Below are 23,571 nucleotides of genomic sequence, written 5' to 3'. Positions count from 1 at the left end.
ATATCATGTACAAAAAAATATATCTACTTCCATTATTTTTATTGCTGTTGGTTTCCTGTAAAAAAAATGAAGCAACCGCTACTGTAAATCCTAAAGACAGTACAGCTTCTATTGCTTACAGTGATAATCCGCTGCCAAGCTGGAATGAGGGTAAATTAAAAAATGACATCATTGCGTATGTAAAAAAAGTCACTACAAAAGGAACGCCGGATTTTATTCCGGTCAATGACAGAATTGCCACTTTTGATAATGATGGAACACTTTGGGCCGAAAAACCGCTGCCTCAGGAATTGTTTGCTTTTTACCGAGTGAAGAAAATGATTGAGGCAAATCCTGCTTTGGCACAAAAACAACCGTTTAAAGCTGTTGTAGAAAAAGACAAAACTTTCTTTGAAAAAGGCGGTGAAAAAGCTTTAATAGAATTAGTTGCTGCTACACATACCGGCCTGACCGAAGATGAGTTTGAAATTTCAGCTAAAGATTTTTATGCAACAGCAAAATATCCGGGAAAAAATGTTTCCTTAAAACAAATCAGATATCAGCCTCAATTAGAGTTGCTGAAGTATCTCCGTGCAAACGGTTTTAAAACATTTATTGTAACAGGAGGAACGGTTGAATTTGTCCGTGCAATATCTCAGGATTTTTACGGAGTTCCAAAAAGTCAGGTAATTGGAACTTCTTTTAAGTATGCATTTGATGATGCGACTAATAGCATTAAAAGAGAACCGGCTTTAAATCATTTTAATGATAAAGGAGGTAAACCTGTCGCCATACAATTACATATTGGCCAGCGCCCCGTTTTTGCCTGTGGCAACGAAGGCGGAGCCGGTGATATTGCCATGTTACAGTATTCACAGGGGAATACACATCCCTCCTTTCAATTATTGGTGAATCATAACGATTCTATCAGAGAATACAGTTATCAGGAAAAAGATAATCTGTCATTAAATACAGCAGCAAAAAACAAATGGCATGTAGTAAGTATAAAAGACGATTGGAAAAAAGTCTTTGCAGATCAATAATTTTGAATTTAGTTCGAAACTGAAAATGAAACGACTTTTTAAAGTTGAAAAGTGGTTTCATTTCAGTTTTTAAAATGATAAAAACTTTAAACAGATAATTATGAAAACCTCAAAACCGAAATTCTCTATTAAATTCATTTTCAATTCTGCTTTTTTGCTTTTAAGTTTTGTAGGTTTTTCTCAAGAACCAAAACCAGGAGCCAGCGCTCAGGAACTGGCAGATAAATTGGCGAATCCGGTGGCGAGTTTAATTAGTGTACCGCTGCAAAATAATATTAATTATGGCATTGGCCCTTTTAACGGATCAAAATATACTGTAAACATACAGCCCATTATTCCTTTTAAGTTAACTGAAAATCTCAATTTAATTACCCGTTATATTCTTCCGGTTGTAGATCAAAGAGATATTACAGGCGAAAATACGCATCAGTTTGGATTAAGTGACGCAACTGTTACAGCGTTTTTTGCGCCTAAAACAAAAGGACTTATTCTAGGATTCGGACCCGCATTTATAGTTCCAACAGCTACAGATAATTTTTTGGGAACAGAAAAATTTGGGGTTGGACCGAGTGCATTAGTGATGCATCAGGGAAAAGGACTTTCGGTTGGTTTTATTGCCAATCAAATATGGTCGATTGCGGGGAATGAAGACCGGGCAGATGTGAATCAGTTTTACACCCAGATATTCATGTCACATAGTTTTAAAAGCGGTGCAAGTTTAGGTTTAAGTTCAGAAATCACTCAAAACTGGGAAGGTAATACGACTTTAATTACCCTAAGTCCAAGTATCAGTGCGGTTACAAAATTAGGAGATCAGGTCGTTCAGTTTGCGATTATGCCCATTATACCTGTCGTTGGCCCGGATGAAATAAAACCGGACTGGGGATTAAGAGCCGTGCTGGCTTTTGTTTTTCCGGGTTCGTAAGATCATTTTAAATGCTTTTTTATGACGGAAAAATCCACAGATGACAGCAAGAATTTATTTGATCCGGTAGCATCAAAAGCGGCTCGTTTTGAAAAAGGTGCTGCTATGAGAAAAATGACGCCCCGATCAGCCCACAGTGAATGGAATCCGTCTGAGAATCGTGAAGATCCCGTAGAAATATTAATAAAAACAAGTATTGGCAGAATCGAAAGCTTATTGCCTATTCGATACAGTCGAATGATGGAATCACCATTTTCCTTTTTTAGGGGAGCAGCCGCAATAATGGCTGCTGACCTGGTTCATACTCCAAATACAGGAATCGAACTTCAGCTTTGCGGAGATTGTCATTTGATGAATTTTGGAGGATTTGCAACTCCTGAGCGTAAAATGGTTTTTGACATTAATGATTTTGATGAAACATTTCCCGGGCCTTGGGAATGGGATGTAAAAAGGCTTGCGGCAAGTTTTGTAATTGCCGGAAGATGGAGAAAATTTCCAGATAAAGCCTGCGAGGAATTTGCGTGGAATGTAGCAGACAGTTACAAACGACATATGTTAGAATACAGTCAGCTTTCGGCACTTCAAATTTGGTATGCTGATATTGATTTGGCTGAACTTATTAAAAGAGGAGAAGATGATGAAATAAAATCATTTCAACAAAAGCGAATTAAAAAAGCGGCTGAATATGTGGCACACGAAAAAGAATTTGCAAAATTAACGTATCTGGAAGGTTCGAGAGCCAAAATAAAAGACGATCCTCCTTTGATTTTTCATCCAACCGGAGAAGAAGAAAAACGACTTTTAAAAGATGTTGAAATTGTACATGCAAGATATCTCGAAACGTTGTCTGATGAAAAAAAAGTGCTTTTAAGCCGATACAAATTGCATGATCTGGCAATAAAAGTAGTAGGTGTAGGAAGCGTAGGAACACATTGCGGTATAAGTTTATTGATGTCAGCCACCGGCGAACCTATTTTTTTACAATTTAAAGAAGCACGAAAAAGCGTTCTGGAAGATTATGTAAAGACCAAAAGCAAATACAATCATCAGGGAGAACGAATTGTGCGGGGGCAAAAATTGATGCAATCCGCTTCGGATATATTTTTAGGATGGACGAATGACAGTGACAATAAGTTTTTTTATGTCCGCCAGCTTCGGGATGCCAAAGTAAAACCTGTTCTCGAAATTATGAAAGCTAAAAACATGGAAGATTATGCAAAAGCCTGTGGATGGGCATTAGCAAGAGCACATGCACGTTCCGGAGATCCGTCGATATTGTCCGGATACATAGGTAAAAGCGATGAATTTGCTAATGCAATTGCTCAATTTTCTGTTTTATATGCTGATCAAAATGAGTCAGATTATGATAAAATGATCACAGCTATAAAAAAAGGCCAGCTGCCTATTTCGACCGAAATATAAATCCAAAACAACAATATTAGGTAAGATAAATAAAATATTTTCAATTTTATATGTAAGAAATTTACACTTCTATAAAATAATTAAATAAAATAAATTATCTTTGAGTGATGTGTAATAATTTGTTTTGTAGATACTTAGCAAATTTTATGTCAATTTTTTCGTTCATTCAGGATTTAAGCATGATTTTTAAAAATTTAAAGAAAAAATTTAATCATTAATTTAAATGTTACAAAATGAATATTACAAGCAAAAACCTTCGAGCAGTCTCAATGATGGTATTTTTATTGGGATTTATTTACAGCTGTTCCCCAACTGTAAATGTTACAACAGATTATGACCATTCTGCCAGTTTCAGCCAGTTTAAAACATTTGCTGTTTATGATTTAAAAGCACAGCAAGGCCAGGTAAATCAATTAAATATTGACCGTGTTACAAATGCAATTCGTGCTGAAATGCTTGCTAAAGGCTTTACAGAATCAACTACAAATCCTGATTTGAAAGTAAACGCCGTTTCCATCTTAAAAAACAAACAATCTGTAACAGCCGATTCTAATTTTTATGGATATGGCGGTATGTATCGTCCTTACGGATATTGGGGTGGCGGAGCTATGATGGGCGGCGCGACAACAACGTTCAACACTTACGATTACGTTGATGGCTCCTTAATAATTGACATTGTATCTACAAAAACGCAAAAGCTGCTTTGGCAAGGCATTGGGAATGCACAAATTGATAATAAACTAGACCAATCCGGAAGAATTTATAGCGAATGCTATCAAAAAAATATTGGCAGGATTTCCTCCCGGTGCAGAAAAAAAATAAATTAAAATTTTTGGTTCAAGATGCTATACTTATTGGTAAAACAGGATAAGTATAGCAGTTTTAACGACCTGTAGATCCCCATCGATTTCGGTATTTATTTCTTTTCGCAGAGAAATATAGTAAATAACCTAGCTTTAAAAACCATGATCGATATAGTACTTTCACTCTTCTTTTTTATTGCAACACTTGTTGGTTTTGCAACATCTTTTTTGGTTCTTTTTTCAAAAAAAAACTATTCAAAAAGTTTTTTTCTGGGGCTATTTTTATTTAGTCTGGCAGTGGTAAGCATTTATAATTTTTATTTATCAGCAAATACCTTAAAAGATTTTCCTGATTTATTTATGATCACAAAATCATTCATTTTTTTAGTAGCTCCAAGTGCTTTTCTATACGTTAGAAATGTTTTGTCAGAAGAGAAAATAGCTAAAAAATACGATTATTTGCATTTCGTGCCCTTTGTCATTTATTTTAGTCTGACAGTAATAGTCTGGCTCGGTAATTTTACTGATTTTCAATTTTTCGATTATTTATCTGCTGTCATAAAAAATCCATTTTCGATGTTAAGCCTAACAGGCTGGCTGTTATATGCATTTTGCCAAACCATAATGATATTAAATTATGATATAAAAAAATGCAAAGGAAATCACACGCAGCGATTGAAACTTCTAGGTTGGTTGCGCATTTATAATCTGGTAGTATTGTTTTTATTTTCAGCGCTTTTTGTACATCATTTTCTAATCAGCAACAGAAATAGTATCGATTTCTCCTGTTATATTTTAATTTCTTCCGTATTAATTTTTACGGTAACATGGCTTTATTTTAAACCTCAAATTTTTTATGATTTTGCCTTGAATGATGATTCATCAGAAATTAGAACAGACAACGAAACAGAGCTAAAAACAAACGAAAGCAAAACTAATTTGCCTGCAGTTAAAGAAATAATATTCGACAAAAAAGAAGAATACCTGCTAAGACTCGAAGATGTATTTACTACCAAAGAACTGTTTTTGAAAAAAGATTTTGTGATTCGGGATTTAGCAGAAGAAACAGGAATATCTGTTCATCATCTTTCCAATTTAATAAATTCAGAATTCAGCCTTCATTTTCAGGATTACGTAAACTTAAAAAGGATAGAATATTTTAAAGAAAAAATAAACGACCCTAAGTGGAAAGATTTATCTCTGGAGGGCATGGCCTGGGGATCCGGATTTAAATCGCGAACCACCTGTTTTAGAGCTTTTATAAAACATACCGGAAAATCACCTTCGGAATATTTTAAAGTGATCAAAATTAATTCAGAAGAAACAAATGCTTTTGTTTAAGATAAACAGCAATTAAAGCATCTGCAGACACTATTTTTTAAAATGGATTATGAAAACGAAATGTATAATACCAGAAAATAGAATAAGAGCACTACTAACACTTTTGTTATTTTCAGTTTCTTTTTTTAGTCATGCCCAACTAAAAGGCGGTCATATTTTGGGAGGTCTGGGATTGCAGTCCGGAACACAGGCACCTGCCAATACTCTGAGCGTCTATGTGCCGGGTTATCTTTATGATGCTTGTTCTTTGCGCGATGGCAACGGAGATAAATCTATTGCAAATCCGGATATCAGCATGTTTATTACTGGCGTTGGCGCGAATTATGTAAGCGATTTTAAAATTTTGGGTGCCAATTACGGAGCAACACTTTTATTGGCTTTTGCCTCAAATACCATTCAGGGAAACAGCGTTGATACTAAAAATTCACTGGCTTTTACCGATGTTTTTTTACAGCCGGTTCAATTGGGCTGGCACAACAAAAGAGCCGATTTTCTTTTTAGTTACACCTTATACCTGCCAACCGGAAGATTCACTGCCGGAGCATCAGACAATGCAGGTTTAGGAATGTTTATGAATGAATTTTCAGCAGGAACAACTTTGTTTTTTAATGATAAAAAAACAACTCATTTTTCGTTTTTGGCAGCATACGAAATCAATAGCAAAAAGAAAGATACAGATATAAAAACCGGAGATATTTTGAGTGTCGAAGGAGGTTTGGGAAAAACTTTTTATGTGATGAATGGAGAGAAAACAGCACCAAAAGGAATACTGAATGCAGGAGTAATTTATTATCTGCAGGGTAAAATATCAAATGATAAAATTCCGGTTGGTAATTTGGTACTTGAACCCAAAAAAGACAGAATCGCCGGAGTAGGTGCTGAGGTAAATTACTTTCATATAGGTTCTAAAACTTCTGCAGGATTGCGCTGGGTTTCTGAATTTGAAGCCGTAAACCGTTTTCAGGGAAATACCTTCTTCCTTACACTGGCACACGTTTTTAGCCTTGCGAGAGAAATAAAAGAATAACTTTTGAAAATCGAATTCAAAGTTGACTTTTTTTACTGAATAAGATAAATCTTAAATTAGTTTAAATGAGAAATACACCTTCAGATTCTATCGTAAAAAACAGAAAATTTATTCAGAGAATGGTTTTCATTTTTATATTGTGCATTTTTTCATTTCAAAATATACTTGGGCAAAAACCTAATCATATTTCAACTAAAGATTCTCTGGATGGCGCTTTCGATTTAAGCGATTATATCATTTATGCACACGGTTTTATTGTAGTGCCCACGATCATTACAGAACCGGCGCTTGGCGGAATTGGTGGTGCAATCGTTCCCGTTTTTCTCAAAAAACACGAACCGGTTATTGACGAAAACGGAAAAAAGAGATTTATAAACCCGGATATTACGGGTGCAATTGGAATGTATACCGAAAACAAAAGCTTGTTTGTTGGCGCATTCCGTTCCGGAAGTCTGATCAAACCAAAAATATTATATCGCGTTATGGCCGGTTATGGCGATATGAATTTATCCTTTTACAATAATAATTTGCCAAGTGGCAATGATCAGGAATTTAAACTCAATTTTAAATCTACAGCTTTTTATACCCAATGGCTAAAACAATTTCGAAATGCAAAATGGAGCGCCGGGCCGCAATATCTTTTTTTAAATTCTAAAATAAACTTGCCTGATCTGGATCTTCCGCCGCCTTTTGTACAGCCAAAAGATATTAAAAGTACGATTAGCGAATTGGGTGGAGCGATTCAGTTTGACGGTCGCGATAATATATTTACTCCAGATAAAGGAATACGGCTTCAGTCAGATTTTTTCTGGTCAGATAATGCAATAGGAAGCGATTATGATGCCTGGCGCGTTAATTTATCTGCAATAGGTTATCATCCTATAACTAAAAAATTAATTGGCGGACTTAGGGTAGAAGGAGAGCAGGCGTTTGGGAGTCCGCCTTTTTATCTTTTGCCCGGAATTAATTTAAGAGGAGTAGCTGCGGGACGTTATCAGGGAAAAACAAGTATAGTAACCGAAGCCGAATTACGATGGGATGTGTACCGAAGATGGAGCCTTATGGGCTATGGCGGTGTCGCAAGTGCGTTTAACGATTGGGACAAAGCTTTTGCAAAACCCGTAGTTTACAGTTACGGAACCGGTTTCAGGTATTTATTAGCCCGAAAATTCAAACTCAGAATGGGCGTAGATATTGCAAAAGGCCCCGAAGACTGGGCGTATTATATCGTATTTGGAAGTAATTGGATGAGGTAGAATTTCAATTAAAAATTATGAATTAAAAATTAAAAATTCCCGATAATTACTATCGGGAATTTGAGCTGATTTATGTTAATTACTGTAATTCGTGGCTAAAACTTCTTTTTTATTCTTCCAATAGGGTTTAATGATTTTATTTTCTTTTTTACTCAAAGTCAATAATATAACGGCAGCAATAAGACAAAATAATGTCGCCTGAACAGAACCTTCGGGACCAAATTCGCCTCCCGTGATTAATGTTGGGCCTTGTATTTTAGATGCCAATAAACTCGCTGTTTTTTCATTTCCGGAAGTGATCGCACCAAAAATTCCAGACTGCATAAAATTCCACGCAAAATGTATTGCGATCGGAAACCACAAATTTCGGCTGTAAATAAAAGCAGCACCCAATAAAAAACCTGCAATGGTAATACACAATCCGGAAAGTAAAGTACTGTTTGGATTCGCCAAATGCAACGCGCCAAATATAATTCCTGAAATAAGCAATGCGATATAACTTCCCAATTTTTCTTCGATAATTCTAAAGAAAATTCCACGTACTAAAATCTCTTCGATAATGGCAACTGTAAAAGCAATGGTAAGCGGGATTAAAATAAACGAAACCGGATTTACATCAACAATGCTAAAACTTCCATTTAAATAAATCACCAAAACCGTCAGCGATTGCAACACAACACCAATTAAAGTACCGAAGATTAAATTTTGGGCAAGCCTTTTGGCAGAGATCTCGGTTACGGCTCTTTTTTCATAATATTTAAAGAACAAAATATAACTTATAACGGCTAAAGCCGAAACAATAATTCCTTTAATAAGATTTCTGTAATCTCTGTCGAGAGTAGTTAATGCCAATACTTTAGCGACAATTTGCTGTCCGATAACGACAAAAGCCATAAAAGCAATTAAGGCAAGAATGATTTTGGTTACAGGAAAATCGAATATTTTTTGTTTTGTAGTCAGCGCTTCCATTTGATTTGGTTTAAGATTTAATTTAAAACAAATGTATGTTGCTGAAAAACCAAAAAATAGAATGAAATTTGCCTTCCGCTAAAGTTTCTGAAATTGTTTGGGTAAAAATCCCGTTTGGTTTTTAAAAGTTCTGATGAAATGACTCTGATCTGCAAAACCACATTGAAAACCAATTTCAGTCAGATTACTTTGGTTGGATTCTATCAGCGAAAGCGAACGGTTTATTTTGATTCGGCGCATGTATTCCCCTAAAGTACAGCCAAAATATTTCGGAAAATGTTTCGATATCGTAATCGGATTTAAATTTAAAACCTGCGCCAGATCCTTCAAATTCGGATTTTCATTCCAGCAATCGTTCAGTAATTCGTTTAAACTCTTTACCCAAAACGGACTTTTTTCGAACCGTTCTAAATGTGCATTCGTATTCGATAATTGTGCAAACAACATATTAATCGTGTCGCCGGAAAAAGCATCGGCAACCAGACTTTCTTTAAAAATCTTCAGAATTAAAAATTTGGTAAGCGTTGTATTCTGAATCGATTTTTCGATGATCGCTTCGCTAATCTGAAGTTCTTTCAGTAAGTTTTCTTCGATCTCGATATTGATATTTTTAGAAGGAAAAAGCGTGTCGTGATTGAGATGCAATTCATCGCTATGATAAAACAGTAACGAACCCGGACCCACAACTTCGCTGAAGTTTTTTCGTTTCTCAGAAGTTCCGCCTCTCAAAAAAAGCGTAATGTGCGCATTATTGTGCGAATGCCAGCCCTCGTAAACCTTATCGTGATACTCCGTTTCGACAACAGCAATTCCCTGCGTATTGTTAAAGCTGTTTTTGGTATTGCCTAAGTATTTCTCTTTTTGAAGTTCGAACATTATCCCTTTTGTTGCATGGCATTTAGACAACCAAAATACTACTAATTTGGCAAACAATGATCAGGATTGAATTTTCGTTACAAATACTAATAAAGTATTGCATAGTTTGTAAGGTTTTATAGATTAATAAAAACATTATGTAGTTATTAACGGCAAAGAGTTAGTTTTTTTATTTATTATTTAATTGATTTGTAACAAAAATAAATGAAGGCTACTAATTAGTAACTATTTAAATCATTGATTATGTATAAAATTACGATGAAATCAGTTTTCGTTGCATCTGCTTTTTTGTTGGGTGTCAGCGGCTGTTTCGCACAGGACATTTTAGTGAATTCGCTAAAACTGAATGCAAGTGATAAAAGTAAAGAGAACTTTAAATTCACAGAACAAATTAACCTTGGAACCACTTCGGTAAAAACACAAGGTTCTTCGGGAACATGCTGGAGTTATGCTACAAACTCATTTTTAGAGTCAGAAATGATTCGTTTAGGAAAACAGCCTGTAGAATTGTCTCAAATTTACTCTGCCAGAAACGTTTATGTAGAAAAAGGAATTAATTACGTGCGTATGCATGGTGCAGTTACTTTAGGTGAGGGAGGCGCGCTGCATGACGTAACGAATATGTATAAAAAATACGGAGCGGTTCCGAGAGAAGTTTACACAGGATTAAACTACGGAACAGATAAAAATAAATTTGGAGAAATGGCTGCGCTTATCGAAGGTGTTTTAGCAGCTGTAGTGAAAAACCCAAATGGAGAGTTAACACCAAACTGGCAAAAGGCGTATACTGCCGTTATCGATTCGTATTTAGGAAAAGTGCCGGAAAACTTTACTTACAAAGGAAAAAATTATACGCCACAATCGTTTGCAAAAGAAGTAGTAGGAATTAATCCTGACGATTATATCGAAATGTCATCGTTTACAACTGCGCCCTATTACCAAAAAACAACGATGATGGTACCGGACAACTGGTCGTTTGATCAGGTTTACAACGTAAAAGTAAACGACATGACGGATGTTATTGACAATGCTTTGAAAAAAGGATACACAGTAGCGTGGGCAACAGACGTAAGCGAGAAAAGCTTTAGCTGGAAAAACGGTGTGGCTTACGTTCCGACAAAAAAATTCGACGACATGACGGCTGAAGAAAAAGCAGACATGTTTAACGGACCAAAACCGGAACCTGAAATTACTCCTGAAATGCGTCAGGCTGCGTTTGACAATTACACCACTACAGACGACCACGGAATGCATATTATTGGTTTAGCCAAAGACCAAACCGGAAGAGAATATTACATCGTAAAAAATTCATGGGGAGAAACAAACGACTACAAAGGTTTCTTGTTTGTAACTAAGAATTTTGTGAAATATAAAACGACTGCTTTAATGGTGAATAAAGGTGGAATTCCTGTTGAGATTGCTAAGAAGTTGGGGGTTTAAGGATTCTAAGTTTAAAAAAAAGAGCGTCTCAATTTATTTGAGATGCTCTTTTTTTGGACAATATATTAGTAACCATATTTAAAAAACAAGTTTAGGTTACCAATTCTGTAAGTCATTGCTGCTGAGCTTACATTAAATAAATTTGCTAAATTTTTTACTGTTTCATCATTTGAAAGATCAAATTTATTTTTGCGTATTTCTTTGATAATTAAACTTTCAGGCATTAGTATTGCTGCTGCAAAAGCATTTGCTTCTTGCTCAATTGTAATTTCTCCAGTAGATGAATTTTTATTTCGATATAGAGCAGAAAAGCCTTTGTCTATAAAAAGTTCTTTATTGCTTCTATGAAGTTCATAATGACCGTATTCATGTGCAATAGTAAATCGCTGACGTACTAAAGGGTCATAACTATTTACACCGATAACTCCATTTCCTTTATTAATTAATAAGACTCCAGAAACTCCTTCTCCTAGGTCATCAAATTGGATGCTTAAACCTTTTTTTTCTATAATTTTTTCTAAGGGGATAGGTAGTTTTGTGATGTTAAATTCTTCCAAGATATTAATTGTAATCTTTTCAATTCTTTTATTTAACATGTTTAATTGTGTTTAATTTTTGCTTTTTCTATAAAACCTAATATTTTACTTGTGTTTTCTTTATTAGATTTTACTTGGGTAGAGATTTTTTTCTTCCATTCACTAAGAGAAACATCTGAAGCATTAAATTGTGGTAATAATTCCATTACTTCGATGTTTAAAATTTTGGCAATACTCCATAGTAAATGAATTGGAGGGCGTTGTCTTCCTTTTTCAATATTTACAATAGAGGCACGACTAAGATTTAAAAAACTTGCAAAAGCCTCTTGTTTAATTTCTGCTTTTAGTCTTTCATCCTTTATCTTGCTTCCTAATTTAATATAGAAAAGTTGTTGTTCGTCTTCTGTCATTATTATGATGGTTATAAGCAAATATAATAAAAAAAATGTAAAGTTTCACAAACTGTTTGTTAAACTTTACATTTTTTTATGTTTGTAATATTGTACAATTGCATTTTATTTAATACCTTTGTATAGTAGTTTATTAAATTAGGGTATTATGTAAATAAAAAAAGTCAGGGATTAGCCTGACTTGTTGAATAATTTTGAAGAAAACAGGAGTCTGCTTAGCTTCTAGTGTTTTTGTACTTGAGACCACAAAAATAACTTCTTCGAAATTATTACACAAGTTTTTAGCGTTAATTTTACTGAAACAACAGCATTAAATAGCTTTGTTTTCCTGTTATGTGTAATTTAAAATTTTAAAATAAGCAATTTACTAGTTTTTAAAAGAATTGAAATTCAATTAATTATCGCTGAAATGATAAGCGATGCAGTATTCTTATTTAAAAAAATTAAAACCCATAATAACATGGAAAATATAAATGGAGCTAAAGACGCTCAAAAATTAAAGCAACCTCTTGAATTTATCATAGAAGGGGAAAAATTTGAAACATTCGACCAATATAAAACTGGTATTGAATTAAAGCAATTAAAAGGGATTCCTTTGGAAACGGAACTGTATCTTTCTATAGCAAAACCGTATAAGGATGAGCTTATAGAAAATGATAAATCTGTAAATCTTGCAAGACCCGATAAAGAATACTTCTTTGTTAAGAAAAAACTACATTTTACAATTAACAAAGAACCATTTGTATGGTATAAGCAGTTTATTAGAGGTATTCAAGTAAGAGAGTTGGGCAAAATTAATCCAGAAGAAGACTTGTATTTGGATTTGCCAGAAGGTTATGAAGATGATTTTATAACTGATGATGAAATTGTGGATTTAGCGAGACAGGGTAAGGAAAGTTTTTTTTCCGTTAAGAAGGATGAGCCACAGTTAGTTCAAATTGAAATCAATACAAAACAATACCAGATTTCAAAAGGTATTCATACTGTGATGGAAATCAAAAAACTAGGCTCGGTTCCGATGGCTCATGAACTTGAACAATTAATTCATGGTAAGTTAACTCCATTAGATGATAATTCTTCTGTATTGATTAAAGGGAGTGAAAAGTTTTTTAGTCACGTAAGAGATGGTTCTTCATCTTAATTTTTCAATCGATGAACTTTACGGAAGATCAGATTTTAGAATTGAAAAGTATAACCCCAGACCTGAGTATGGCTCAGGATGGGGGTTATACCTATATAAGAATTGACAACTTGCAGCTGCCTGATCACTGCAATCCAAATGTTGTCAATGCTTTGTTATGTCCAGCTCAAAAGGATGGATACGAATCAAGTTTATTTTATTCTGCGCAAATTACTGGTTGCCCATCTCGTAATTGGAACAGGGTTAATGTGAGAATTCTTGAAGAAAACTGGTTTGCGATTTCATGGAGGGTAAATCCTGGATTGCGATTATCGGAGATGTTATTGATTCATTTAAGTGCTTTGAGATGAAAAATAAAAAACAAAATATTAAGCTACGTATCCCTAAGCAGCTTCATGAAAAAATGCTTTTAGATTTGAACCGAACTCATCCTTTTGCTTATGAACGAGTTGGGTTTTTATTTACTAAAACTGTTAAATTGTCTGACGGTGTTACACTGATCATAGCGATAGACTATATACCTGTTGATGATAAAGATTATATTGACGATAAGGAAGTTGGCGCAAAAATTAATTCAGATGCAATAAGAACTGCGATGCAAGGTACGCTTGAAAAAGATTGTGGATGCTTTCATGTTCATTTACATGACCATTCTGGAAAACCTTTACCCAGTTTTACAGATTCAAAAAGTTTGCCAGGAATTGTAAATAGTTTTAATAACATTGCTACTAAGCATACCAACGGATTTCTTATTTTGAGTAGGAATGCATTCTATTCAAGTTTAAAAATGGAGTCAATTAGTGTAGTTGGATATCCTTTTATATTACAGTACCCGGGTAAAGGCGGTATCAAAGATTTAATGTTTGATAGACAATCTTTTTTAGGTGTAAACTCGCAATTTTTATTTGAGAATATAAAAGTAGGGATAGTTGGATATGGTGGTGGCGGATCTCATATTGGGCAGCAATTAGCTCATATTGGAGTCAAGAACATAACTATTTTTGATGATGACAAAATTGAAATAACTAATTTAAATCGATTAATTGGAGGTGTTTTTAGTGATGTCAAAAATGCGATATTTAAAATTTATATTGCAAAACGTGTCATCACAAGGATATTTCCAAAAGTAAATTTGACGTTAATTGCTAAAAAATGGCAACTGGATCCGAATGAATTACAAAAATGTGATATCCTTTTTGGCGGTGTAGATTCATATACAGAGAGGCAACAGCTGGAGTCAGAATGTAGGCGCTTTTTAATGCCTCTTATCGATGTAGGAATGGATGTGTATGATACTGATGGTTATTCTATGAGTGGACAGGTTATATTATCTATGCCGGGATTACCTTGTATGAGTTGTTATGGTTTCTTGACTGAAGAGAAGTTAGCAAAAGAAGCTGCTAAATATGGAAATGCTGGAGGTAGGCCGCAGGTGGTTTGGCCAAATGGTGTTTTGGCTTCAACAGCAGTTGGTGTTTTTGTGGATTTGGTAACTGGATGGACGAGAAGTAATGAAGGCGTTTATCTTTCTTATGATGGGAATAGTGGTAAGATTATAGATCATGTACGAAAGCAGTTTGCTACTGAAAAATGTAATCATTTTCGAATTGAAAATGCTGGAAAACCAAATTATACAAAAATATAAATTACTAGAACTCTTGTAATGGGTATTTTGGAATATCTGATATGAATTAAATGTGGAAACTAGTTTAATTTGAGAAGATATATTTTATAAAAGTGCAAAAAAAAAAGACCATCATTTTCATGATAGTCTTTTTGTAAAGCTCCCTCTCTTGGGCTCGAACCAAGGACCCTCTGATTAACAGTCAGATGCTCTAACCAACTGAGCTAAGAAGGAATCACCTTAAAGGTAAATATGTTTGCTAAAAAAAGTTGCTCCCCCTCTTGGGCTCGAACCAAGGACCCTCTGATTAACAGTCAGATGCTCTAACCAACTGAGCTAAGGAGGAAGTTGTTGCTCTTTTTAGCGAGTGCAAATATAGTTGATTTTTTAATTTCCCAAAAATATTTTCACACTTTTTATAAATTATTTTTACCTGCCTACAATTGCTTTGTAGATATCGTTTCCGTTAGCAAACAAAAGCAATGTGATAAGTAGAACGAAACCAACCATTTGTGCATTCTCTAAGAATTTATCACTTGGTTTACGGCCACTAATTATTTCGTATAATAAAAACATAACATGACCACCATCAAGCGCCGGAATTGGCAATAAATTCATAACGCCAAGCATAATCGACAATAAAGCCGTGATCGACCAGAACGTTTCCCAGCTCCAGGTATTCGGGAAAATGTTAAAAATCGCCGCAAAACCACCTACTTGTTTGTACGCTTTTGTTTCCGGGTTAAAAATCATTTTCAATTGTTTTCCGTAACCTACCAATTGGTCTTTCCCTTTTTCTAATCCAACCGGAATAGATTCGAAGAAACTGTATTCTTTCGTGCTTATTTTATAGTATCCCAGTTTGTCTAAAGATTTAATATCTAAACCTCCAACAACAACACCCAATTTAGCGTCTTTAGAAACGCTTAAAGTAACCGGAGTTTCTTTTAAATCACGCAACACAACTGCAGGAATTGTTTTGCCTTTATTAGCCTCAAAAATCACTTTAGCTTCATCAAAGTATTTTATTTTCTGACCATTCAGGCTTACAATTAAATCTTTTGGTTTCAGAGCCGTATTTTTTGAGTCATCAGCAACTTTACCCACAACAAAAGGCATTCTGATACCTACAAGCAATCCTTTTTCATGTTTCGATAACTGGTCAACAAAATCATTCGGAATATTGATGGTTTGTTGTTGTCCGTTTCTTTCAATTAAAACATGTTTAGACATGATCACATTCATGTTCATATCATTGTCGAAATTCTCTACTTTTTTACCGTCAATAGAAACAATTTTATCACCAGTTCTAAAACCGGCTTTAATCATCGCAGGATTTTCGATATAAACACCGTCTTTCAAATCAGAATTGGCAACATAAGTATCACCGTAAGCAAACGCCATTCCGATATAAATAATAAACGCCAGAATAAAGTTTACCGTAACTCCGCCCAACATGATAATTAAACGCTGCCATGCCGGTTTCGAACGAAATTCCCAAGGCTGAGGTGGCAAAGCCATTTGTTCCTTGTCCATACTTTCGTCGATCATTCCGGAAATTTTTACATAACCACCCAAAGGCAGCCATCCAATTCCGTATTCTGTTTCACCGATTTTCTTTTTTAATAGAGAATATTTAACATCAAAAAACAAGTAAAATTTTTCGACTCTGGTTTTAAATAATTTAGCAGGAATAAAATGTCCTAATTCGTGAAGAATAATAAGTAAAGATAAACTCAATAGAAATTGAGAGAGTTTGATAACTATATCCATTTTGTATTTTTAGTTCGTAATTTAACGCACAAAAGTAACGTTTCTATTTTAATTTGATAGTGCAAGATAATACTTAAGGTTTTAAATGTTTGTTAATTAATAAACATTTAGATTTTTACTTTTAACAAGATGCCTTAACTTTACTTTTTAAACGCTACCGTACTCAATAGGTAGCTTAAACCTACTTAACGTTACATTTATGGCTTCATTATTATTTTCTCCACTTACTATAAAAAAAATTACCTTAAAAAACAGGATCGTTATTTCGCCCATGTGTCAATATTCTGCCGTTGACGGATTTGCAAACGACTGGCATTTGGTTCATTTAGGAAGCCGTGCAAGTGGAGGCGCCGGATTAATTATTCAGGAAGCCACAGCCGTTTCTCCCGAAGCCAGAATTTCTCCTTCAGATCTTGGAATCTGGAAAGACGAACATATAGAAAAACTAAAACAGATCAACGAATTTATCGTTTCTCAAAACTCCATTCCCGGAATTCAGTTGGCGCACGCCGGCCGAAAAGCAAGTGTTTCAATTCCGTGGGAAGGCAATAAAAAATTAGATTTCGCTCAGGGCGGATGGCAAACCGTTTCGGCAAGTGCTATTCCGTATCATGATAACGAACCATTTCTTCCAACAGCTTTAGACAAAAACGGAATTCAAAAAGTAGTTTCAGATTTTAAAACAGCTACAAAAAGGGTCGTTCAGGCCGGATATAAAGTTGTCGAAATTCATGGAGCACACGGCTATTTGTTGCACCAGTTTTTATCGCCTTTAACGAATGTAAGAACCGATGAATACGGCGGAAGTTTCGAAAACAGAATCCGTTTTACCTTAGAAATTGTAGAAGCAGTTCAGTCAGAATGGCCTTCGGATTTACCTTTAATCGTTAGGATTTCAGCAACCGATTGGGCAGAAGGCGGATGGAATCCGGAAGAATCTGTAAAACTTTCAGCTATCTTAAAAGAAAAAGGAGTTGACTTAATCGACGTTTCATCCGGCGGATTAGTTTCACATCAAAAAATAGAATTAAAACCAGGTTATCAGGTTCCGTTTGCGGAGAAAGTCAAAAAAGAAGCTTCGGTTTTAACAGGCGCAGTTGGTCTAATTACAGAAGCCAAACAAGCCGAAGAAATTTTAGAAAAAGGTCAGGCCGATTTAATTTTGTTCGCCAGAGAATCTCTAAGAAACCCGAATTTGCCTTTAGATTTCGCCAAAGAATTAAACGACGAGATTGAATGGCCAAAACAATACGAACGCGCTAAGAATTAATAAAAATAAAACATAAGTTTTTTAATTTGAACCATTAAGAGATTAAGAAAAATTAAGTTTAACAGCTTAATCTCTTAATGGTGAAAAAATAAAATCTTTATTAAAAAGAACATCTATGCAAAAAATAAAAACAGCATTATTATCATACGGAATGTCGGGCAAAGTTTTTCACGCTCCATTTTTAGACCTTCACGAAGGATTTGAATTATTAGGTTCTTGGGAAAGAAGCAAAAAACTCATTCAGGAAGATTATCCAGCCGTAAAAAGTTATGCTACAATCGACGAATTATTAGCAGACGATGTCGATTTGGTAATCGTAAATACGCCTGTAGGAACGCATTACGAATACGCGAAAAAAGTGCTTTTAGCCGGAAAACATGCCGTTGTAGAAAAAGCTTTTACCACAACTGTTTCCGAAGCCGAAGAATTAGCTAAAATCGCCAAAGAAAAAGGATTAAAATTAGCCGTTTTCCAAAACAGAAGATGGGACAGCGATTTTAAAACCGTTCAGAAAATAATCGAAGAAGGAACACTAGGAGATTTGGTCGAAGCCGAATTTCATTTCGACAGATACAATCCGCTATTGAGTCCAAAAGCGCATAAAGAAACCGTAAACGATGGCGCCGGAATCCTAAAAGATTTAGGGCCGCATTTAATCGATCAGGTCATTTGTTTGTTTGGTTCTCCAAAATCTGTTTTTGCAGATATCCGTTTCACCAGAGAAAATTCATTAGTCGATGACTGGATCGATTTATTGTTAATTTACGAAGATTTCAGAGTACGATTAAAAGCTGGTTTTTTTGTTAGAGAAGCAAATCCGGCATATACCATTCACGGTAAAAAAGGATCATTCTTAAAACCGCGCGGTGACGTTCAGGAAGACGAATTAAAACTCGGAAAAAAACCAAACCTAGAATCCTGGGGATCAGAATCGGAAGATTTAAAAGGACTTTTGCACACAGAAGTCGGCGGAAAAATTATTCGCGAAAAAGTACCAACGCTTCAGGGAAATTACTTTTCGTTTTTTGATGGCGTTTATGATTCAATTGCAAACGATAAACCAGAACCTGTAACGGCTCAGGATGGTGTAAAAGTAATGCAGGTTATTGAAGCTGCCATTGCGAGTAATGCACAACGAAAAGCGATTGAGTTATAGAATTTTATCACAGATTAAAAGTATTTTTCAAAAGAAAAGGTTGCCACGAATTGCACTAATTTTCACGAATAAAATTAAGTTCAAACGGAATAAAATCAGCGAAAATTAGTGCAATTCGTGGGCAAAAAAAATAATGTAGTGCACCTCCCGAGAGAACCTTTGTCCCTTAGTCTCTCAGAACCTTAGTACCTTAAAAAAACAATTTATAAACAATAACGTTATAAATTCGGGAACTGGTAGAGTTGTGTACGCTATAAAGTAGCTTTTTAGTACTTTTATAGACCAATTTAAAATGCATTTATTTTGATAGACTTCAATCCATTATCACTTTTTCAAACCAAAGGAAAAATCAAGAAAGTTTTTAGAGAGGCAAAAGCTTCTTATTTAAACCGGATTCGTATTGCGGTGGGAATGTTTTATTTTGGAATGGGTCTAAGTTTTGCAACCTGGGCAAGTAGAATTCCGGATATCAAAACCGCTCTTCATTTAACCGAAGGCGATTTGGGTTCTATACTTTTTGCACTTCCAATGGGGCAATTAATTATCATGCCTTTTTCAGGAAAAATGGTTACCAAATTCGGAAGTCACCGCATATTGGTTTTCTCTTTAATAATGTATGTTTTATGTTTAGCTAATTTAGGTTTGGCCACAACCGCTTTGCAATTGTCTTTAGGACTTTTCATGTTTGGTTTGTTCGGAAACTTAGCCAATATTGCCGTAAATACACAAGGCGTTTATACCGAAGTTTTATTCAAAAAAACAATCATGTCATCTTTTCACGGCATGTGGAGTTTTGCCGGATTTACGGGTGCTTTGGTTGGTTTAGGAATGTTAACTTTAAAACTGAGTCCATTACATCATTTTCTAATTGTTGGTGCAATAGTAATAGTAATGGTTGTTTTTAATTTTAAATTTTTGGTCAGAGCCAAAGAAAAAATGAAACACAAAACATCAGAAAAGAAAAAACTATTTGTAAAACCAGACAGTGCTTTACTTTGGCTTGGAATAATTGGTTTTTGCAGTATGGCTAGCGAAGGTGTTATGTTCGACTGGAGCGGTGTTTACTTTAAAGATATCGTGAAGGCACCGGGAGCATTAGTTATTTTGGGCTATACTTCGTTTATGATTACAATGGCCAGCGGACGCTTTTTAGGCGACGGATTAATCAATAAATTTGGTCGTGAACGTGTCATGCAAATAAGCGGAGTTCTGATTTCTGGCGGACTTTTTACCGCTGTTTTTCTTCCTTATATTATTCCGTGTACCATTGCTTTCATGGCCGTAGGTTTAGGCGTTGCCACAATTGTTCCTACCGTTTATAGTATGGCCGGAAAAAACCCGACAGTTCCGCCCGGAGAAGCTTTAACCATTGTTTCGAGTGTTAGTTTTCTCGGTTTCTTAATGGGGCCGCCGGTAATTGGACATATTGCCGAAAATTTCGGACTTCAATTCTCTTTTGCTTTTATCGGAATCTTTGGCGTTCTGATTGCTTTTATGGTTTCTAAAATTAGAACAGCCGCTTAAAATTTATTGTTCACAGTTTGAGCATATTAAATAAATTCATGAAAAATTTTATCTTTTCTATTTAAAATTTGTAAGAATTTATTTCTTTTAATACTGATTTTATATATACATTTGAACTTCGGGTTGCTTGTCTTACGAACACGACTCTTTTCCAAAAACCAATTTTATCTTTTGAATAAGGATTAATTTCCGAAAATAATTTTCAAAGTAAATTGGAATTTTTAATGGTAAAAAAATACGCAGTCTTTTTTATTTTATGGTCTTTTAGTTTTGCTTTTGCGCAGGAAACAATTTTTAGAGGAGTTGTTGTTGATGCCAAAACACAAAATCCTCTTGAGAATGTTGTAGTAAGTATTCAGAATTCTTCTATAACAAAACTTACCTCTAAAAGCGGCAAATTTGAATTTCATTCTCCGATAGAAGGAGAACAATTGCTTTTGATTCACAGTCAGGGCTGTAAAGATTTGATGCTGAAAATTCATTCTAATTTTGGTCAAATTGTATATCTCGGAATATTACAATTAGAAGATATTTATTCAGATGAAATTCCTGCAGCTTTAATTACTTTATTAGACAACGATTTATCTGATGATAATAGTTCGTCTGAAATGACTTCCGGTCTTTTGCAATCTTCCAAAGATGCTTTTATGCAAGCCGCTGCATTCAGTTGGGGTCAGGCGCGATTTAGAGTTCGCGGTTTAGACAGTGAAAACGGAACGATGATGCTCAACGGCATGGTCATGAACAAAATTTATGACGGAAGGCCGCAATGGAATAATTGGGGCGGATTGAATAATGTACTTCGGAATCAGGAATTCTCGGTTGGCGCTGCACCTTCAAACTATACTTTTGGAGGCGTTTTAGGAACACAGCAAATCTTTACCAGAGCTTCGATGTACAGAAAAGGCGTACAGCTAACTTTTTCAGGAAGTAACACAACATACAATTGGCGCGCTATTGGTACATACGCTTCCGGAATGGATAATTCGGGTTGGGCGTATGCTATTTCTGCAGGAAAACGATGGTCAGATGAAGGTTATTTTGAAGGAACAAATTTTAATGCGGACTCTTTTTTTATTAGTGTAGAAAAGAAATTAAACAACAGAAATTCACTCAATTTTACAGGATTTTACACGCCCAATTCCCGTGGGAAAATTCAGCCAACACAAATGAAGTAACACAATTAACTAACGAAAGATACAATTCGTATTGGGGTTTTCAAAATGGAGAAAAACGAAATGCGAGAGTAAAAACGGTTGAAGAACCTTTATTGATGTTGAATCATTATTTTAAAATTAATGAAACAACCAATCTTAATTCCGGCGTTATGTACCAGTTCGGAAAAGTTGGAAACAGCAATATAGATTATCAAAATGCAAATAGTCCGGATCCTGTTTATTATCGCAAAATGCCGAGTTATTTCAGCTCACTTTATGCAAAAGATAAGGGAGAATTTTCAGGAGACTTTACACCGGATTATGAAAATGCAGCAAAAAGTAAAGCCCTGTTTCTTGAAAATTCCCAAATTGATTGGGCAGCGATGTATCAAACCAATCAAAAACAAATAACAAATCCTGATGGAACGACGCATTATGAACCTTTGCAAAGCCATTATGTTGTTTATGAAGACCGAACCGATGATAAAACATTTTCGGCCAACTCAAACTTAAATTCGCAGGTTGCACCGAACATCTTTTTTGACGGAGGAATTACATATACAAACCTAAAATCGCATAATTTTCAAAATCTTTTAGATCTACTGGGCGGTTTATATTTTCTGGATATTGATACTTTTTACAAAGGAGATCAATCACAATCAGATTTACAAAATCCAAACCGACAAGTCAAAAAAGGCGATACTTATGGTTATAATTATAATTTGCTCGCCAACACAATCGATGTTTTTACACAATTCAGATTCTCTTATAATAAAGTAGATTTTTATTTGGCGCAATCTTATTCCGCAGCAGATTATCAAAGAGACGGATTATATCAAAACGGAATTTATGCCACAAATTCTCTCGGCAAAAGCGATAAAGCAAATTTCGAAAATTTTGGTTTTAAAGGCGGATTCACCTGTAAAATTTCAGGAAAACAATCCCTCTTTTTTAATGCAGCACATTTAACAAGAGCACCTTCTCTTCGAAATACATTTTCAAATTCAAGATTAAACAATTCAATTGTTGACGGACTCGAAAGTGAAAATATTTCAAGTGCCGAAGGTAATTATGTCTATCATTCACCCAAACTTAAATTGCGATTAACCGCTTATTATACCTTAATTAAAAATACCACAAAAACTTCTTTTTTCTATGCCGAAGGAATTTTTGACAACGGCGCAGGTTATGATGCTACAGATGCGTTTGTGAGTCAGACACTGACACATTTAAACAAGAAAAATATTGGCGCTGAATTGAGTTTTGAATATCAAATTTCAGCAACATTAAAAACAACTTTGTCTGCTGCTTACGGAAATTATACATACGATAGCAATCCGGATGTTTCGATAACAAATGATGCAAATGCAGCAAAAGAAAACGCAAAGGCAACTTTTGATTTTGGCAAAGCCTATCTTAAAAATTACAAACAAGCCGGCATGCCGCAACAGGCTTTTTCGTTAGGTTTAGAATACAGAGATCCTAAATTTTGGTGGATTGGTGCCAATATTAATTATTTAACCGAAAATTATATTGACGTCTCTCCTATTGCCAGAACGGCACAGTTTTATATTAATCCGGCCAACAATTTTCCTTTTCCTGAAGCTACAAGCGAGCGTGGAAATGAGTTGCTAAAGCAGGAAAAATTCGATTCCGTAGCATTGCTAAATATTTCAGGAGGTAAATCCTGGCGCGTTTATCGCAAATATGTTGGACTTTTTATGAGTTTAAATAATGTTTTGAATACCACTTATAAAACCGGAGGTTTTGAGCAGGCCCGAAATGCTAATTTTAGAGCACTTAATCAGGATGTTTCAAGCGGAACTCCATCATTTGGACCCAAATATTATTACGGTTACGGAAGAACTTATTTCGTAAATCTTACCATTGGTTTATAAA

The 23,571-nt window shown here is 35.0% G+C and carries 21 protein-coding genes and 2 tRNA genes; 16 read left to right on the top strand and 7 right to left on the bottom strand.

Annotated features, from left to right (window positions below; translation table 11 throughout):
• The first annotated feature begins 5 nt into the window (after positions 1-5).
• The 7 genes from EV143_RS00940 (at position 6) to EV143_RS00910 (ending at position 7,796) form a co-directional block, all read left to right on the top strand.
• Entirely contained in the window at positions 6-1,022 is a 1,017-nt protein-coding gene (locus EV143_RS00940; RefSeq protein WP_133506092.1) for an HAD family hydrolase, read from the top strand.
• 100 nt (positions 1,023-1,122) lie between these two features.
• Entirely contained in the window at positions 1,123-1,947 is an 825-nt protein-coding gene (locus tag EV143_RS00935; RefSeq protein WP_133506090.1) for a hypothetical protein, read from the top strand.
• 21 nt (positions 1,948-1,968) lie between these two features.
• Positions 1,969-3,369 (top strand): DUF2252 domain-containing protein, encoded by a 1,401-nt coding sequence (locus tag EV143_RS00930; RefSeq protein ID WP_133506088.1) that lies wholly within the window; start codon positions 1,969-1,971, stop codon positions 3,367-3,369.
• A gap of 233 nt (positions 3,370-3,602) precedes the next feature.
• Positions 3,603-4,196: a DUF4136 domain-containing protein gene (locus EV143_RS00925; RefSeq protein WP_243739768.1), complete on the top strand. Its 594-nt coding sequence runs from the start codon at positions 3,603-3,605 to the stop codon at positions 4,194-4,196.
• Between the two features lie 138 nt (positions 4,197-4,334).
• A complete protein-coding gene (locus EV143_RS00920; protein ID WP_133506086.1) occupies positions 4,335-5,513 on the top strand; it encodes a helix-turn-helix domain-containing protein in 1,179 nt (392 codons plus the stop codon).
• A gap of 49 nt (positions 5,514-5,562) precedes the next feature.
• Entirely contained in the window at positions 5,563-6,540 is a 978-nt protein-coding gene (locus EV143_RS00915; RefSeq protein ID WP_133506084.1) for a SphA family protein, read from the top strand.
• A gap of 65 nt (positions 6,541-6,605) precedes the next feature.
• Entirely contained in the window at positions 6,606-7,796 is a 1,191-nt protein-coding gene (locus tag EV143_RS00910) for a BamA/TamA family outer membrane protein (RefSeq protein WP_133506082.1), read from the top strand.
• Between the two features lie 75 nt (positions 7,797-7,871).
• Here EV143_RS00910 and EV143_RS00905 read toward each other — a convergent pair whose 3' ends face one another.
• Together EV143_RS00905 and EV143_RS00900 are read right to left on the bottom strand one after the other, a co-directional pair.
• Positions 7,872-8,765 (bottom strand): CPBP family intramembrane glutamic endopeptidase, encoded by an 894-nt coding sequence (locus EV143_RS00905; protein WP_133506080.1) that lies wholly within the window; start codon positions 8,763-8,765, stop codon positions 7,872-7,874.
• 78 nt (positions 8,766-8,843) lie between these two features.
• Complete coding sequence (locus EV143_RS00900; RefSeq protein ID WP_133506078.1) at positions 8,844-9,641, bottom strand: helix-turn-helix transcriptional regulator; 798 nt, start codon at positions 9,639-9,641, stop codon at positions 8,844-8,846.
• A gap of 243 nt (positions 9,642-9,884) precedes the next feature.
• On the opposite strand from EV143_RS00900, the gene EV143_RS00895 reads away from it, so the two are divergent.
• The gene (locus EV143_RS00895) at positions 9,885-11,081 is read left to right on the top strand and encodes a C1 family peptidase (protein ID WP_133506077.1); all 1,197 of its coding nucleotides are present in this window, start codon (positions 9,885-9,887) and stop codon (positions 11,079-11,081) included.
• Between the two features lie 65 nt (positions 11,082-11,146).
• Here the strand turns inward: EV143_RS00895 and EV143_RS00890 are convergent, their stop codons facing one another.
• On the bottom strand, positions 11,147-11,677 hold the full coding sequence (locus EV143_RS00890) for an ImmA/IrrE family metallo-endopeptidase (protein ID WP_133506074.1): 531 nt from the start codon (positions 11,675-11,677) through the stop codon (positions 11,147-11,149).
• 2 nt (positions 11,678-11,679) lie between these two features.
• Positions 11,680-12,027 (bottom strand): helix-turn-helix domain-containing protein, encoded by a 348-nt coding sequence (locus EV143_RS00885; protein ID WP_133506073.1) that lies wholly within the window; start codon positions 12,025-12,027, stop codon positions 11,680-11,682.
• Positions 12,028-12,487: 460 nt separating this feature from the next.
• Here EV143_RS00885 and EV143_RS00880 point away from each other — a divergent pair, with 460 nt between their 5' ends.
• From EV143_RS00880 to EV143_RS00870, 3 genes are read left to right on the top strand one after another with little or no spacing between them, the layout of a single operon-like run.
• Positions 12,488-13,168, top strand: coding sequence for a multiubiquitin domain-containing protein (locus EV143_RS00880; protein ID WP_133506071.1), 681 nt, complete (start codon positions 12,488-12,490; stop codon positions 13,166-13,168).
• 11 nt (positions 13,169-13,179) lie between these two features.
• On the top strand, positions 13,180-13,518 hold the full coding sequence (locus EV143_RS00875) for a hypothetical protein (protein WP_133506070.1): 339 nt from the start codon (positions 13,180-13,182) through the stop codon (positions 13,516-13,518).
• Entirely contained in the window at positions 13,515-14,813 is a 1,299-nt protein-coding gene (locus tag EV143_RS00870; protein ID WP_208111245.1) for a HesA/MoeB/ThiF family protein, read from the top strand. The genes EV143_RS00875 and EV143_RS00870 overlap by 4 nt, the downstream gene beginning before the upstream one ends.
• A gap of 139 nt (positions 14,814-14,952) precedes the next feature.
• Here EV143_RS00870 and EV143_RS00865 read toward each other — a convergent pair.
• The 3 genes from EV143_RS00865 to rseP form a co-directional block, all read right to left on the bottom strand.
• Positions 14,953-15,026: transfer RNA gene (locus tag EV143_RS00865), tRNA-Asn, on the bottom strand.
• A 38-nt stretch (positions 15,027-15,064) separates the two neighbouring features.
• Positions 15,065-15,138: transfer RNA gene (locus tag EV143_RS00860), tRNA-Asn, on the bottom strand.
• 83 nt (positions 15,139-15,221) lie between these two features.
• Positions 15,222-16,565: an RIP metalloprotease RseP gene (gene rseP / locus EV143_RS00855; RefSeq protein ID WP_133506068.1), complete on the bottom strand. Its 1,344-nt coding sequence runs from the start codon at positions 16,563-16,565 to the stop codon at positions 15,222-15,224.
• Positions 16,566-16,764: 199 nt separating this feature from the next.
• Between rseP and EV143_RS00850 the strand changes: the two genes are divergently transcribed.
• The 5 genes from EV143_RS00850 to EV143_RS21935 all read left to right on the top strand — a co-directional run bounded on the left by EV143_RS00850 (position 16,765) and on the right by EV143_RS21935 (position 23,570).
• Positions 16,765-17,835 carry an NADH:flavin oxidoreductase/NADH oxidase gene (locus EV143_RS00850; protein ID WP_133506066.1) on the top strand — a complete coding sequence of 357 codons (1,071 nt, stop codon included), beginning with the start codon at positions 16,765-16,767 and terminating at the stop codon, positions 17,833-17,835.
• A gap of 115 nt (positions 17,836-17,950) precedes the next feature.
• Positions 17,951-18,991, top strand: a complete 1,041-nt coding sequence (locus EV143_RS00845) for a Gfo/Idh/MocA family oxidoreductase (RefSeq protein ID WP_133506064.1) — start codon at positions 17,951-17,953, stop codon at positions 18,989-18,991.
• A gap of 303 nt (positions 18,992-19,294) precedes the next feature.
• Positions 19,295-20,515 (top strand): MFS transporter, encoded by a 1,221-nt coding sequence (locus EV143_RS00840; RefSeq protein ID WP_133506062.1) that lies wholly within the window; start codon positions 19,295-19,297, stop codon positions 20,513-20,515.
• Positions 20,516-20,739: 224 nt separating this feature from the next.
• Entirely contained in the window at positions 20,740-21,693 is a 954-nt protein-coding gene (locus EV143_RS21940) for a carboxypeptidase-like regulatory domain-containing protein (RefSeq protein WP_317128058.1), read from the top strand.
• 95 nt (positions 21,694-21,788) lie between these two features.
• Entirely contained in the window at positions 21,789-23,570 is a 1,782-nt protein-coding gene (locus EV143_RS21935; RefSeq protein WP_317128057.1) for a TonB-dependent receptor, read from the top strand.
• The last annotated feature ends 1 nt before the right edge of the window (position 23,571 follow it).

Source organism: Flavobacterium chryseum (assembly GCF_004362015.1).
Classification (GTDB): Bacteria; Bacteroidota; Bacteroidia; order Flavobacteriales; family Flavobacteriaceae; genus Flavobacterium.
Note: the sequence above shows the minus strand (reverse complement) of the source record. Positions and strands in the feature narration are given on the sequence as shown.